The organism is Paenibacillus soyae (genome assembly GCF_024623455.1).
Taxonomy (GTDB): domain Bacteria; phylum Bacillota; class Bacilli; order Paenibacillales; family Paenibacillaceae; genus Pristimantibacillus; species Pristimantibacillus soyae.
Map to the genome: position 1 here is coordinate 34,836 of NZ_JANIPJ010000033.1, position 14,043 is coordinate 48,878.

A 14,043-nucleotide genomic window follows, 5' to 3' on the forward strand; every position below is an offset into this window, starting at 1 on the left:
CCAAAAAAATAAGGAAGCCAAGCAAGCCGCGGAGCTACATTCGCTCGGCGGCTTGAAGCATGCGCAGCACATCCAGCTCGCCGACGCTTCGGCGGGTCTTGCTGCTTCGCAGAGGCTGCATGGATCGTTTCATGATGGCTTTGATGTCGCCGGGCGTAAGCCCTGGTCTGAGGGAGAGCAGAAGCGCGATAGCGCCGCTCACGTGCGAAGTGGCCATAGAGGTTCCGCTCATTTCGTTATAATTGCCGCGCAGCCAGGCGGACATGATTTTGTCCCCGGGGGCGTAAATGTCGATATAGGGGCCGCGGTTGCTGAACGGGGCAACGCGCCGCAGCCTGTTGGTTGCGCCGACGGATATCGTTTGCGGATAGCGGGCGGGGTAATCGACGGATCGCAGCTTGCCGTCATTGCCGGACGAGGCGACGATAATGACGCCGGAATTATAAGCGTTCGTGACGGCGCCGAGGAGCGCCTTGCTTCTCGTCTTCATGCCGAAGCTCATGTTGATGACGTCGATGCCGTTGCGCACGCACCATTCGATCCCGAGTATGATATCGGAGACGAAGGCGCTGCCGTTGTGGTCGAATGCCTTGACCGGAGCGATGATCGCTCTCGGCGCCACGCCGATCATGCCTTGCATCTGGTTCGCGGCGGCGATCGTCCCGGCAATGTGCGTGCCGTGGCCGTTGTCGTCGTAAGGCATTTTGCTCCGGTTTAACAGGTTAATGCCTCGAAGCAGCGAATGGCGCAGGTCGGGATGGTTGAAGTCGACCCCGGTATCGATGACGCCTACCTTTACCCGGTGGCCGGTCGTCACGCCCCATACGAGCGGCGCCTTGATTTGCTGCACGCCCCAAGGGATGCCGTTCTCGATGGCGGGCGCTTTCTGCGAGGATGGGCTGACGCTGATCCGGCAGTCCTTCTCCATCCATGTGCGTCCGGATAACCCTTCCGGCAGTCTTTCGTCCGCTCCTAGCATGCAGGTGATGCCCTGAATGATCGGCAAGGGCCGTACGGCTTTCAGGACGGTAGAGCTCGAAGCGTTCTGCTTCAGCTTGTGAAGGAAGCGGCGGTATTCGCTGCCGTTCTGGAACCGGATGATTCTCTTGTCCTTAGAAACATCGTTTCTTGTCATCGCTTGCTGTAACCAACGTATTAATGCGGCGGTATCCACTTTTGGCTTCCCCTCCCGAAGGACGATGCTTCATCATTGTATGAAGCAGCGAAGGGAGCCGCATGAGCAACCTGCCTTTTTTTCAGCAAATAGGCTGCGAACGGTGTCAAAATCCGCACACGCACATAGGATAAATGAAGAGCTAACCATGCTCTTGCATTTCCGATTGAAGCCGCCCGCGGCCAGGTCGGATGGATACAGTCAAAGCGGAGGGGCCTCCCCTCCGCTTTTTGCCGTTTTCGGCTTCAAGCTTCGCGTGCTTGATTTTTTGAATGAAATAGGTTTTACTATACTGTGACTAGCTTGCATATCAACGATTAAGGATTGCGTACATAATTTCTAAGCAAGAGAGGATGTGTCCATATGAGCGGCAGCAATTACGTACTGAAGCTGGATCCCGAGCGCATGAAGGAAATGCCTATGGTCGACTTGGCGTTCGAGGTTCTGAAGGCGGCCAATACGCCCTACTATTACCGTGATCTCATGATGGAGATCGCTAAGATACGCGGACTGTCGGAGGATGGCATCAAGCAATTCATCGCGCAGGTGTACACGGAGATCAATATCGACGGACGCTTCGCTTGCGTCGGCAGCAATATGTGGGGATTGAAGCGCTGGTATCCGGTCGAGAAGTCCGAGGATCCGGTCGGCAACGCGAAGAGAACCCGCATTATTAACGATGACGACGATTTGGATGACGAAGATCTATTTGCGGACGAGGAAGACGACAGCTACGCGGCGGACGACGAGGACTTCGACGCTTACGACGAAGACGCCGAAGATTTCGAAGAAGCCGAAGAAGACGCCGAAGTCGACGATGACGTGGAAATCGAGGACGAGGACATCGACGAAGAGGTTGACGAAGACGAGCTGGACTCGGAAGACGAGGACGAGGAAGACTCGTTCGACGACGACGAAGAAGACGACGAGAAATAGTGGAATCGCCGCGAAACGCCCCTGCCGGATGACGGCGGGGGCTGTTTTCGCTTGAGCGCTACTTTCGCTTGACATGTCCTATGAGCCCGGAGTAAACTATTGCATGGGCTTAAGATTCGGATAACAAATAACGCATATCATATGCAGATGAGAAAAGTGCCCCCGTTGCTACGGGTGTCACTTTTTTTGTTTGAAGAGGGTAATTTTAGGAGACTTAGGCAATCTTAAATACACATAGGAGCATGGAGGGTATCATCACAGTGACCAAATATATCTTTGTAACCGGCGGCGTAGTTTCATCCTTGGGCAAGGGGATCACGGCAGCTTCTCTTGGCAGATTGCTGAAGAATAGAGGCCTGAAAGTAACCATCCAGAAATTCGATCCCTACATTAACGTAGACCCGGGAACGATGAGCCCTTATCAGCATGGAGAAGTGTTCGTAACGGACGACGGGGCGGAGACGGATCTGGACCTTGGGCACTATGAGCGCTTCATCGACATTAACCTGTCCAAGAACAGCAACGTCACCACGGGCAAAATCTACTCGAACGTCATCACCAAGGAACGCCGCGGCGATTATTTGGGCGGTACGGTGCAGGTTATCCCTCATATCACGAACGAAATCAAGGACCGCGTCTTCCGCGCGGGACGCGAGCACGGTTCCGACGTCGTCATTACGGAGATCGGGGGCACGGTCGGCGATATCGAGAGCTTGCCGTTCCTTGAAGCGATTCGCCAGATCAAGAGCGACATCGGCCGCGACAACGTCATGTACATTCATGTCACGCTTATTCCATACATCAAAGCAGCGGGCGAAGTGAAGACGAAGCCGACCCAGCACAGCGTCAAAGAGCTTCGCAGCATCGGCATCCAGCCTAACGTGATCGTATGCCGTACGGAATATCCGCTTGCCGAGGACATGAAGCGCAAGATCGGCTTGTTCTGCGATATCGACGCGAACGCGGTCGTGGAGTGCCGCGACGCCTCCACCCTGTACGAAGTTCCTCTTATGTTGAGAGAGCAAGGCCTGGACGAGATCGTCGTGAACCATCTGAAGCTGACGACGGATCAGCCGGATATGGCCGAGTGGGAAAGCTTGGTTCAGCGAGTCAAATCGCTGCACAAGACGACGGAAATCGCGATTGTCGGCAAATACGTGGCGCTGCATGACGCCTATCTCAGCATCGTTGAGTCGCTTGGCCACGCGGGCATCGCGCTTGACTCCGAGATCAAGCTCCGCTGGGTGGACGCGGAGCTGCTGACGGACGCGAACGTGGCGGGCGAGCTGCAAGGCGTTCACGGCATTCTGGTGCCGGGCGGCTTCGGCGACCGCGGCATCGAAGGCAAGATTTGCGCGATCCGTTACGCTCGCGAGAACAACGTGCCGTTCTTCGGCATTTGCCTCGGCATGCAGGTTGCCGTCATCGAGTTCGCTCGCAACGTCGTTGGTCTGGCCGGAGCTAACAGCTCGGAGATCAACTCTTCGACGCCGTATCCGGTCATCGACTTGCTGCCGGACCAGAAGGACATCGAGGATTTGGGCGGCACGATGCGTCTTGGCCTGTATCCGTGCAAGATCGTGCCTGAGACGGTCGCGGCGCGCGAGTACGGGGATGAGCTGGTTTACGAGCGCCATCGTCATCGGTACGAATTCAACAATGAATATAGAGAAGCTATCGAGTCCGCGGGACTGCGGATTTCCGGCACTTCCCCTGACGGCCGTCTTGTTGAGATGGTCGAGCTGGCGAACCATCCATGGTTCCTGGCGGTGCAATTCCATCCGGAATTCACGTCCAGACCGAACCGCCCGCAGCCGCTGTTCCAAGGCTTTGTGCATGCGGCGCTGGCTTACTCGGAACGTTAAAACGCCTGTTCTTCGCCTTTATGTTACCTATCCTCTCATTCCAGTAAGTTTTTTTGTTTGGAATTAGGAGGAAATCCCCCGAGTCTAACGAATATATAAGAAAAATGATGTTTTGATTCGGGGAGTTGATGAAGGTTGGAGAAGAAGAAGGTTTTAATCGTAGACGATCAGAATGGAATCCGCGTATTGCTTCTTGAGGTTTTTAGCAGCGAAGGCTACAACACGTTTCAGGCCGCCAACGGAAAGATCGCCCTGGAAATCGTCAAACGCGAATCGCCGGATTTGGTTCTGCTCGATATGAAGATTCCGGGCATGGACGGACTTGAAATATTGAAGCACATTAAAGCGATCGATTCTTCGATCAAAGTCATCATGATGACAGCGTACGGAGAGCTGGACATGATCAAGGAAGCGACGGATCACGGCGCCCTGATGCACTTCACCAAGCCGTTCGACATCGACGAGATGCGGATGGAAGTGAACAAGCAGCTGCAGGGAGGCAATAGTCCGGGCCGCTTCGCGGTCGGCTCGTAATAGGGATCGGAACTCGAGCATCGCGGTTCTACGGAGCCGCGATGCTTATTTTTTTGTCCGCTGTTGCGGCAGGGCAAAACTAGCTTTACTATTAGGCGGAGCATTATGATATAATAGCTCAGAACAAGGCTTGACGTCTGCATTCTAGGATAAAGACCGTAATGATTAAATAATGCGCGATATATGATAGGATCCGCTTGTTCGGAAGCAACAACCAAGCATAAGCAATGGAGCAAAGAGGAGAAACCGCCTGGCGGGCTAGCGGGCATCATGCGTACGCGGAAGCTAGTTCGCTTCGGTGGTTTTTCCTTTTGTTCTCTTCTGGGCTAACGGGAGGATTAACATTTCATGGAGAAATTAATGATACGAGGCGGGAGACCGCTTCGCGGAACCGTCCAGATCAGCGGGGCCAAGAACAGCGCGGTTGCGCTCGTTCCGGCAGCCATTCTGGCGGAATCCGAGGTTGTGCTCGACAATTTGCCGCTCATCAGCGATGTGGCGGTGTACAGCGAAATTTTGCAAGAACTTGGGGCCACGGTGAAACGGGACGGCGATACGATGCGGATTGATCCTTCGAAGCTGACCTCGAAGCCGATGCCGAACGGCAAAGTTAAACTGCTGCGGGCCTCTTATTATTTGATGGGCGCGATGCTAGGACGCTTCGGCGAAGCGATAATCGGGATGCCAGGAGGCTGCAACTTCGAGCCGCGGCCGATCGACCAGCATATCAAAGGCTTTGAAGCTCTAGGCGCCACCGTTACGAACGAGCACGGTTCCATTCATATCTCCGCCAAGGAATTGCGCGGGGCGAAAATTTATTTGGATGTCGCAAGTGTTGGAGCAACGATTAATATTATGCTCGCGGCCTCTCGGGCCAAAGGCTCAACCATTATCGAAAACGCGGCAAAAGAGCCTGAAATCATAGATGTAGCTACCCTTCTTAACGCCATGGGCGCCACGATCAAAGGCGCCGGAACCGAGACGATCCGTATCGAAGGGGTTCCCCGTCTTCATGGCTGTCGTCATTCCATTATTCCCGATCGAATTCAAGCCGGCACTTATATGATTATGGCTGCGGCGACGCGCGGCGATGTGCTTATTGATAACGTCATTCCGAAACACCTGGAGGCGTTGACCGCCAAGCTTGAAGAGATGGGCGTCATCGTCGAAGAGATGGACGAAGCGATTCGGATCATCGGCGCGCCGGATTATAACGCCGTCGACGTCAAGGCGCTGGTCTATCCAGGCTTTGCTACAGACTTGCAGTCTCCGATGACGACGCTGCTCACGCAAGCCAGAGGCGTCAGTATTCTGACGGATTACGTATACGGCACGAGGTTTAAGCATGTCCCCGAGCTTGCGCGCATGGGCGCCAATATCCGGGTGGAGGGCCGCTCCGCCATTATCGAAGGCGGCAAGCTGAATGCGGCCAAGGTGAAAGCCGCCGATTTAAGAGCAGGCGCATCGCTGGTCATCGCGGCATTAACGGTGGAAGACGGCGTCACGGAAATTACCGGAGTCGAATACATCGATCGCGGGTATGATCATTTAGTGGAGAACTTAACCAGCCTGGGCGCGGAAGTATGGCGGGAGAAGGAGTCATAGGACTCCTCTCCGCCTTGCCGCGTCGGGTATAGGTTTTCCTATCCTTGGAAAGGCTGATTAATCAGTCCTATTACTATTTTGAATAAAGTGGTGAGAATATGTCGGATCTACAAATAGCGGATCTGGAAGGCATGAAGCTGACCGAGCTGTACAAGCTCGCCAAGCAATATCAGATCGCTTATTACGGAACACTCAAGAAGAAAGAGCTGATCTTCGCGATCCTGCGTGCGCAGGCCGAGAAGAGCGGGCTCATGTTCATGGAAGGCGTGCTCGACATCCTGCAAGAGGGATTCGGTTTTCTGCGTCCCATCAACTACTTGCCGAGCAAGGAAGACATCTATATCTCGGCTTCGCAGATACGCAGATTTGACTTAAGGAACGGCGACCTCGTATCCGGCAAATGCCGGCCGCCGAAGGAGAACGAACGGTACTTCGGACTACTCCAAGTGAATGCCGTCAATGGCGAGAATCCCGAAACAGCTTCAGAACGACTCCACTTTCCTGCCCTTACTCCTCTATATCCCGAGAAGAAGCTAGTGCTTGAAACCTCGCAGTCGAAGCTATCTACCCGCATGATGGATTTGCTGGCACCCGTTGGCCTCGGTCAAAGGGGTCTCATCGTCGCGCCGCCTAAAGCGGGCAAAACCCTGCTGCTTAAAGAAATCGCCAACAGCATATCGGAGAATCATCCGGATATCGAGCTTTTTGTGCTGCTTATCGACGAGCGTCCGGAGGAAGTAACGGATATGCAGCGTTCGGTGAAAGGCGAGGTCGTCGCTTCGACGTTCGACGAGCTGCCCGAAAATCATATCAAAGTAGCGGAGCTTGTCCTGGAGAGAGCTCTTCGTCTAGTTGAACACAAGAAGGATGTCGTCATTCTTCTTGACAGTATTACGCGTCTCGCGCGAGCCTACAATTTGGTCATCCCTCCATCCGGACGAACGCTTAGCGGCGGTATCGACCCGGCGGCGTTCCACCGTCCGAAGCGGTTCTTCGGATCGGCGCGCAACGTGGAGGAAGGAGGCAGCCTCACGATTCTCGCGACCGCGCTGATCGAGACGGGCTCCCGCATGGACGATATTATTTACGAGGAATTCAAAGGAACGGGCAATATGGAGCTGCATCTCGATCGCAAGCTTGCGGAACGCCGGATCTTTCCCGCGCTGGATATGCGCAGATCGGGTACCCGCCGCGAGGAGATGCTGCTCACGAAGGAAGAGCTGGATAAAGTATGGGCAATCCGCAAGAGCATGACGGATACCCCGGATTTTGTAGACAACTTCCTTAAGAAGCTGAAGAATACGGATAATAACGAGCAGTTCCTGATGTCCCTGGATACATCCGCGGACGCGCCGTCCAAGCCGGATCGTCCGGCTATGAAGAGCAATCAGACATCCGCGGCGAACCGCAGGCCGGTCGCCAGAACGACGCATAGCTCGTAGTGCCGGAGGAAAGGAGTACATCATGAATCTCGTATATGCGGACGAGCACGGCAACGTGTTCGACCACCCTGACTATATCGGACTCGGACGCAGCGGAGATATGATCGTGGAAATTATGGAGGATGAGCTTATTCCGCTGCCTGCAGGGGCGACGCTCGTCAGCCTGCCTTTTACGAGACCTATAGGGCTGAATCCCGACACAGGGGAAATGCAGGCGCTTCCTGGCGGAGCGCAAGCGGTAGGCGCGCTGCTGCCGCAAGGGTATACGCGCCTCTGCCTGCCCGGCTACGTGAAGTCGGACAAGAAGGAGAAGCTTCCGCTCTTCGGCTATACGGCTGTCGTCTGGAAGGACGGCGGGTTCTACGTAACCGCGGAGCAATGCGACGATCCCGAGCGCTGGGATCCGCTCAATTGCGATCGCAAGGAGCTGAAAGTTCAGGTGGACCGGCTGCTGACTAAGTATCCGGACAACCGTCTGTATAAGCACCTGTCCCACTGCGCCCTTGGCTACGAATGTTTGACTTCTTCGAATACGTTCCTGGGCCGCTGGGAAGGCGCGGTTCCCGTGTCGTATTCCTGTAACGCAGGATGCTTCGGCTGCATCTCGGAGCAGCCGGAGGACAGCGGATTCCCTGCGCCTCAGACCCGCATGAACTTCAAGCCGACCGTCGATGAAGTCGTGGAGATCATGCTCGAGCATCTGAAGGAGCCCGAGTCGATCATCAGCTTCGGGCAAGGCTGCGAAGGCGAGCCGTCCACGCAGGTGAAGATTATCGTCGAAGCCATGAAGCAGGTGAGAGAACGCACCTCGCTTGGTTATATTAATATCAACACGAACGCGGGTCTGACGGACTTCATGCGGGCGATCGTCGACGCAGGCCTTGACCTGATGCGGGTGAGTACCATCAGCGCCATCGACGAGCATTATAACGCCTACTATAAGCCTAGGGGCTATACTTTGCAGAACGTGGAGCGCTCGCTGAAGTACGCAACCGATAAGGGCGTCTATACCTCGATCAACTATTTGATTTTCCCTGGCGTCACAGACCGCGAGGAAGAGATCGAGGCGATGATCGGCTTTGCCAAGCGGACCGGCCTTAAGCTGATCCAGATGCGTAATCTGAACATCGATCCAGAGAGCTATCTTGCCCTCATACCGAAGGCGCAAGGGGAAATTTACGGCATGAAGCAAATGCTTGAGATCTTCCGTCAGGAGCTTCCGGACGTCGTAATTGGCTCCTACACACATGTGCCGCCCGCTGACCTTCGCAGGACGTTTACAAGGTGATTGCGCTATTGTGCCCAGTCGTGATATAATCCTTTGAGTGTGATTTTAACTCTGGGTCCGCATGTGATCCAGGGCAGAAAGAGGTGAACGAGATGAAACAAGGTATTCATCCGACATACCACGTCGTTACAGCAACTTGCGCTTGCGGCAATACGTTCGAGACAGGTTCGATCAAACCGACTCTTCGCGTAGAGATCTGTTCCGCATGTCACCCATTCTTCACGGGTAAGCAGAAGTTCCTGGATGCCGGCGGCCGCGTCGACCGTTTCAAGAAGAAATACGGCATTTAATGCATACAGCCATTCGGCCTTTATTTGGCAGAATACAAGAACCTCCCTCAGCCATCCTATGGTTAAAGGGAGGTTTTTTTATGAGTCAAACGAAAGGGATCAGAAGAGGAAGGCGCATGTGGAGAATGCTGTGGATCGGCTTGTTCGGAACGGTATTGCTGGCGGCGGGCTGCGGCAAGGAAGCCGGCTATAACGCGAAATCTTACCAGAACGACGGCTATCTCGGTTACACGAATACGAATCCTAATTTATTGAACCGAAGCGGAACTTTATATGATAAAGACATGGAACTCATCAATCAGCTCATCCGCCCTATGAAGGGCATCGAGAGAGCGGAAGCGGGATTCAACGGCGACGAGCTGAATGTGACGCTTCGCGTGAACGGCCATGCAACGAAGCAGGAGCGCAAAGGAATTCGCGCCGAGGCGCAGAGCGTTCTCCAATCGAATTTTCCGAGGTATGACGTTCATGTGAAGGTAACGGACTGATAGGGGATCGTGATCGGCACATGTAAACACACCCATCGGGGAATTTACAGCCTCGAGGCATGCAAATTCCACCATAGCTTGCGCTTTGCTTGGGAATGTAATATACTTGTCCTTGCCGTGCTAGATGGGGAGGTAGCGGTGCCCTGTAACTCGCAATCCGCTGTAGCGAGGTTGAATTCCTGTCTTAGGTTATGCTGATGTGAGGCTTGGCGCTTGCAAGCAGTGTTGACAGTTGGGTCCTCCGCAATGGACGCTTGTGAACCCGGTCAGGTCCGGAAGGAAGCAGCCGTAAGCAAGTTAGTTCATGTGCCGGGGGAGTGCCTGACTCGAGCTGTGTAGCAAGAATGCCGCTCGGATCGCATGTATCGAGGGCAGGTGCACGGTTCTAAATAAACAATAATAGAAGACATCCGGAGATCAATTAACCCGGAGGTCTTTTTTTATTTGTTCGGACGAAAACATTTTGCTTGATGCCGAGGTGTAGTATAATAGATGAATCAGAAAAATGCTGCTTAGGAGCAAGCCGAAAGGGAAGAGTCGCGTGTCACATATCGCATTATATCGTGCCTGGCGTCCTCAGACGTTTCAGGACATGGTCGGGCAGCAGCATATCATTCAAACCTTGCAAAACGCAATCCGAGAAAATCGCGTCTCGCATGCCTATCTCTTTAACGGGCCGAGAGGCACGGGGAAGACGACGACCGCCAAAGTACTTGCCAAAGCCGTTAACTGCGAGCGCGGACCGGCGATCGAGCCATGCAACGAGTGCGCGGCTTGCCAAGGCATAACCGCAGGCCATATTATGGACGTGGTCGAGATTGATGCCGCTTCCAATAGGGGTATCGACGAGATCCGGGATATTCGCGACAAAGTGAGATATGCGCCGTCCGAAGTCCGTTTCAAAGTGTACATCATTGACGAGGTGCACATGCTTACGACGGAGGCCTTCAATGCTTTGCTCAAGACGCTCGAAGAACCGCCGGGGCATGTCATTTTTATCCTTGCGACAACCGAACCGCACAAGCTGCCTGCTACCATTATTTCACGTTGCCAACGATTCGATTTCCGTCAGGTTTCCTTGGAGGAGCAGACGGGGCGGCTCATGCAGATATGCCAGGAAGAGGGAATCAGCGCAGACGAGGATGCGCTTGCTTATATCTCGAGATTATCCGAGGGGGGCATGCGCGACGCGATCAGCCTTCTGGAGCAGGTTGCCGCTTTCGGCGACAGCCGGATAACGCTGGACGCCGCGATTGACGTAACGGGAGGAATGGCGGCCGATCATTTCTATCAGCTTGCCGAGGCCGTGCGCGACCGCAATGTGTCTGCTTTGATGCCTCTTGTCGAGAGCTTGATGCAGGCAGGCAAAGCAGCGGACAAGTGTATGGAGAATCTTATGTACTACTTCCGTGACCTGCTCGTCCTGAAGCTTGCTCCGAACGGCGGGGCCGTGACAGAGCGCGTGGTGGACCGGGAGAGGTTCCAGACTATGGCGGAGGCTTATTCCTCGTCCAGGCTGTTCGCGATGATTGATATCCTGAACAAATACCAAGTAGAATTAAAGCATGCCTCCCAGCCGCAAACCTTGTTTGAAGTGGCGTTAATGAAGCTCTGTTCCATCGGCGATGAGGGAGGGGCGGCCGCGGGGCAGCTGGTCTCCTCCTCGGGAGGCGCCGATAGCGCAGAGGTAACCAAACTGCGCATGCAGGTCGAAACGCTGGAGCGGAAGCTTGAAAGCTTAATGAAGAACGGCGTCGCCGCCCAACCGGGGGCTGAGGCCGGAGCAAGCGATGGCAGAAGCGCCGCTTCGAATTCGAGAAGCGCACTGCGCGGCGGTTTCGGCGGCGGAGCAGGCGGCGGCAAGGTTAGGTCCAAAGTTAAGCTGGATCCGTATGTCGCGTCGGTCAGCAGTCCGGAATCGGGCATCGCGCGCTCCAAGTGGGGCGATGTATTGAACCGGGTCAAAGACGCCAAGGTGACGCTTCACGCCTGGCTTAAGAACGGGGATCTCGTTTCGGTGGACAGCGGTAACCTGCTGCTTGCCTTCAAGAACGAGATTCATAGGGAAACCACCGAGAAGCCGGATCACCGCGACATTATCGAACGGATCGCCTCGGATGTCCTAGGGTATCCGATACGGTTAGTCACGGTCATGCAGAAGGAGTGGCAGACAGCCTTGGATGGCGCGGGCGACGAGCCTGGAGAAGTGCTGGAGCTGGAGCATGAAGGCGACGATTCAGCACCGAGTCCTCCACAGAGACCCGAGTGGGTTGATGAAGCGGTAAAGCTGTTCGGTGAAGACTTAGTCGTAGTCAAAGAGAAAGCTTAAACCAAAATTTAACCAGAGGTGAATCGAAATGAACAATATGAATCAAATGATGAAGCAAGTGAAGAAGATGCAGGAGCAAATGCTGAAGGCCCAAGAGCAGCTCGAGACCAAAACAGTGGAAGGCACGGCTGGCGGCGGAGTCGTTACGGTTACCGTAAACGGCCACAAGAAGCTGCTGAATATCGTCATTAAACCGGAAGCGGTAGATCCGGACGACGTCGAAATGCTGCAAGACCTCGTAATGACGGCCGTGAACGACGCGCTGACCAAAGCTGACGAGCTTGCGAACCAAGATATGGGCAAATTTACGGGCGGCATGAAAATTCCAGGTCTGTTCTAAGCAGAGTCCTCCCGTTTTCCTGTTAGCTTGAAAGGAGCGTTCCCCTTTTGTTTTACCCGGAACCGATAGCCAAACTGATTGACGCTTTTACTCGCCTGCCTGGTATCGGTCCCAAAACCGCCGCCAGGCTGGCTTTCCATGTGCTGCGGATGAAAGAAGACGACGTTATTGACTTTGCCAAGGCCTTGGTCAGCGTCAAACGAAATCTCTTTTACTGTTCCGTATGCTGTAATATTACCGATACGGACCCCTGCAAGATCTGTCAGGACAAATCTCGCGACGGTTCCGTCATTTGCGTCGTTCAAGAATCTAAGGATCTTGTGGCGATGGAACGCACCAAAGAATTCGAAGGATACTACCATGTGCTTCAAGGGGCTATCTCTCCGATGGAAGGAATCGGCCCGGATGAGATCCGCATCGCGGAGCTTCTTCGCAGGCTCAGCGACGAGCGAGTGCAGGAGCTGATTCTCGCTACGAATCCGAATATAGAGGGCGAGGCAACGGCGATGTACTTGTCGCGTTTGGTTAAGCCATTCGGCATCAAGGTGACCCGGATCGCTCATGGTCTGCCGGTAGGCGGCGATCTGGAATACGCGGACGAAGTAACGCTCTCCAAAGCTTTGGAAGGTCGTCGAGAACTTAATTAACCTTGCAATTATTTAATGGTGGAAGAACCGCTAGGCATGGATTATCTATGCTTAAGCGGTTCTTTTTTAATTTCCGGTCCATACAGGGCTTTCATGTCTCCCCAAGTTCTAATCTCGCATACAGGCTTATACACATAGAAGGAAGCCGTATTACTCGGGGTGGACAAGGAGGGGCAGAGAGTGGACAAAAGGCAGTCATTCGATCTTGAAGAGCTTGAGCGAAAGCGCAAACTGAAGGAGGAAATAAGCGAAGCGCTAAAGGAATGGGAGAGCGCCAAACGTTATTTCGAATATGCCCGGGGACATGAACAGGTGGATTATGCGATCCATGCTATCATTACCGCTGAGAAGAGGTATACCATGCTGCTTTGCAAGGCTAAAAAAATGACCGGCCCTTGGCCGCAATGGGAGGGAATTGCAAAATGAAAACGGTTTGGCTGGCCATGCTGATCGGGTCCTCATTGATGTTAATTGTTATTCTGCTTAAGAATAGATTATCTTGGAACTGGCTGCGCGGATTTCTGCTTCACCTGGTCTTGGCGGCCGGGGTTTTGTATCTCGTGAATGAAACGGGGCTTATCGAAGGGCTGCGCATCCCGCTTAATCCCATTACGATCAGCACGGCCGTCGTGCTTGGTGTACCGGGTGTCGTCATGATGGCGGGGGTCCAGTTATTCGTTGTTTAACGGTGTGAAGATTGTTCAGAAAATTAGAACTATAAAAAGTCAGTTGACGCGCGCTGTCTTGATGTGCTACATTATATCTCGCGCCAAGGAAATGGACGAGCACGAAAAACGGTTCGAAAAAAGAATTAAAAAAAGTGCTTGCATTAATCTAGGCGGATGTGATATATTATAAAAGTCGCCGCTGAGACACGGGCGACACGAACAAGAAAGAGATTGTTCTTTGAAAACTGAACAACGAGCGAAACTGCCCGATACAACCGCAAGGTTGAATCGAAATAGCAACAACGTTTTAGAGCAAGTCAAACTAACTTTTATGGAGAGTTTGATCCTGGCTCAGGACGAACGCTGGCGGCGTGCCTAATACATGCAAGTCGAGCGGATCTTACCCTTCGGGGTAAGGTTAGCGGCGGACGGGTGAG

14 protein-coding genes, 1 rRNA gene and 1 other RNA gene are annotated in these 14,043 nt (G+C 53.8%); 15 read left to right on the forward strand and 1 reads right to left on the reverse strand.

The features are described 5' to 3' along the window. Window positions 1–34: 34 nt before the first annotated feature. The gene (locus NQZ67_RS28250) at window positions 35–1,174 is read right to left on the reverse strand and encodes a S8 family peptidase (RefSeq protein WP_371825368.1); all 1,140 of its coding nucleotides are present in this window, start codon (window positions 1,172–1,174) and stop codon (window positions 35–37) included. Between the two features lie 363 nt (window positions 1,175–1,537). Between NQZ67_RS28250 and rpoE the strand changes: the two genes are divergently transcribed. From rpoE to NQZ67_RS28325, 15 genes are all read left to right on the forward strand, one after another. Continuing rightward, window positions 1,538–2,110 carry a DNA-directed RNA polymerase subunit delta gene (gene rpoE, locus NQZ67_RS28255; RefSeq protein WP_257452578.1) on the forward strand — a complete coding sequence of 191 codons (573 nt, stop codon included), beginning with the start codon at window positions 1,538–1,540 and terminating at the stop codon, window positions 2,108–2,110. Window positions 2,111–2,370: 260 nt separating this feature from the next. After that, complete coding sequence (gene pyrG, locus NQZ67_RS28260; protein WP_257452580.1) at window positions 2,371–3,975, forward strand: CTP synthase; 1,605 nt, start codon at window positions 2,371–2,373, stop codon at window positions 3,973–3,975. A 135-nt stretch (window positions 3,976–4,110) separates the two neighbouring features. After that, window positions 4,111–4,509: a response regulator gene (locus NQZ67_RS28265; protein ID WP_257452582.1), complete on the forward strand. Its 399-nt coding sequence runs from the start codon at window positions 4,111–4,113 to the stop codon at window positions 4,507–4,509. A 348-nt stretch (window positions 4,510–4,857) separates the two neighbouring features. Continuing rightward, window positions 4,858–6,114 carry a UDP-N-acetylglucosamine 1-carboxyvinyltransferase gene (gene murA, locus NQZ67_RS28270; RefSeq protein ID WP_257452585.1) on the forward strand — a complete coding sequence of 419 codons (1,257 nt, stop codon included), beginning with the start codon at window positions 4,858–4,860 and terminating at the stop codon, window positions 6,112–6,114. Window positions 6,115–6,212: 98 nt separating this feature from the next. Continuing rightward, window positions 6,213–7,556 (forward strand): transcription termination factor Rho, encoded by a 1,344-nt coding sequence (gene rho / locus NQZ67_RS28275; RefSeq protein ID WP_257452587.1) that lies wholly within the window; start codon window positions 6,213–6,215, stop codon window positions 7,554–7,556. Window positions 7,557–7,578: 22 nt separating this feature from the next. Further along, the gene (locus tag NQZ67_RS28280; RefSeq protein WP_257452590.1) at window positions 7,579–8,844 is read left to right on the forward strand and encodes a radical SAM family protein; all 1,266 of its coding nucleotides are present in this window, start codon (window positions 7,579–7,581) and stop codon (window positions 8,842–8,844) included. Between the two features lie 92 nt (window positions 8,845–8,936). After that, window positions 8,937–9,134: a 50S ribosomal protein L31 gene (gene rpmE / locus NQZ67_RS28285; RefSeq protein ID WP_087571721.1), complete on the forward strand. Its 198-nt coding sequence runs from the start codon at window positions 8,937–8,939 to the stop codon at window positions 9,132–9,134. An 80-nt stretch (window positions 9,135–9,214) separates the two neighbouring features. Beyond that, complete coding sequence (locus tag NQZ67_RS28290) at window positions 9,215–9,622, forward strand: hypothetical protein (protein WP_257452594.1); 408 nt, start codon at window positions 9,215–9,217, stop codon at window positions 9,620–9,622. Between the two features lie 115 nt (window positions 9,623–9,737). Beyond that, window positions 9,738–10,005, forward strand: an RNA gene (gene ffs, locus NQZ67_RS28295) — signal recognition particle sRNA large type. A 158-nt stretch (window positions 10,006–10,163) separates the two neighbouring features. Beyond that, complete coding sequence (dnaX, locus tag NQZ67_RS28300; protein ID WP_257452596.1) at window positions 10,164–11,951, forward strand: DNA polymerase III subunit gamma/tau; 1,788 nt, start codon at window positions 10,164–10,166, stop codon at window positions 11,949–11,951. A 28-nt stretch (window positions 11,952–11,979) separates the two neighbouring features. Next, a complete protein-coding gene (locus tag NQZ67_RS28305) occupies window positions 11,980–12,291 on the forward strand; it encodes a YbaB/EbfC family nucleoid-associated protein (protein WP_257452599.1) in 312 nt (103 codons plus the stop codon). A gap of 47 nt (window positions 12,292–12,338) precedes the next feature. Then, window positions 12,339–12,938, forward strand: coding sequence for a recombination mediator RecR (gene recR / locus NQZ67_RS28310; protein ID WP_257452601.1), 600 nt, complete (start codon window positions 12,339–12,341; stop codon window positions 12,936–12,938). A gap of 180 nt (window positions 12,939–13,118) precedes the next feature. Beyond that, window positions 13,119–13,364 (forward strand): YaaL family protein, encoded by a 246-nt coding sequence (locus NQZ67_RS28315; protein ID WP_257452603.1) that lies wholly within the window; start codon window positions 13,119–13,121, stop codon window positions 13,362–13,364. Next, on the forward strand, window positions 13,361–13,624 hold the full coding sequence (locus NQZ67_RS28320; protein WP_257452605.1) for a pro-sigmaK processing inhibitor BofA family protein: 264 nt from the start codon (window positions 13,361–13,363) through the stop codon (window positions 13,622–13,624). The genes NQZ67_RS28315 and NQZ67_RS28320 overlap by 4 nt, the downstream gene beginning before the upstream one ends. 310 nt (window positions 13,625–13,934) lie before the next feature. After that, window positions 13,935–14,043, forward strand: a 16S ribosomal RNA gene (locus NQZ67_RS28325); the annotation flags it as partial.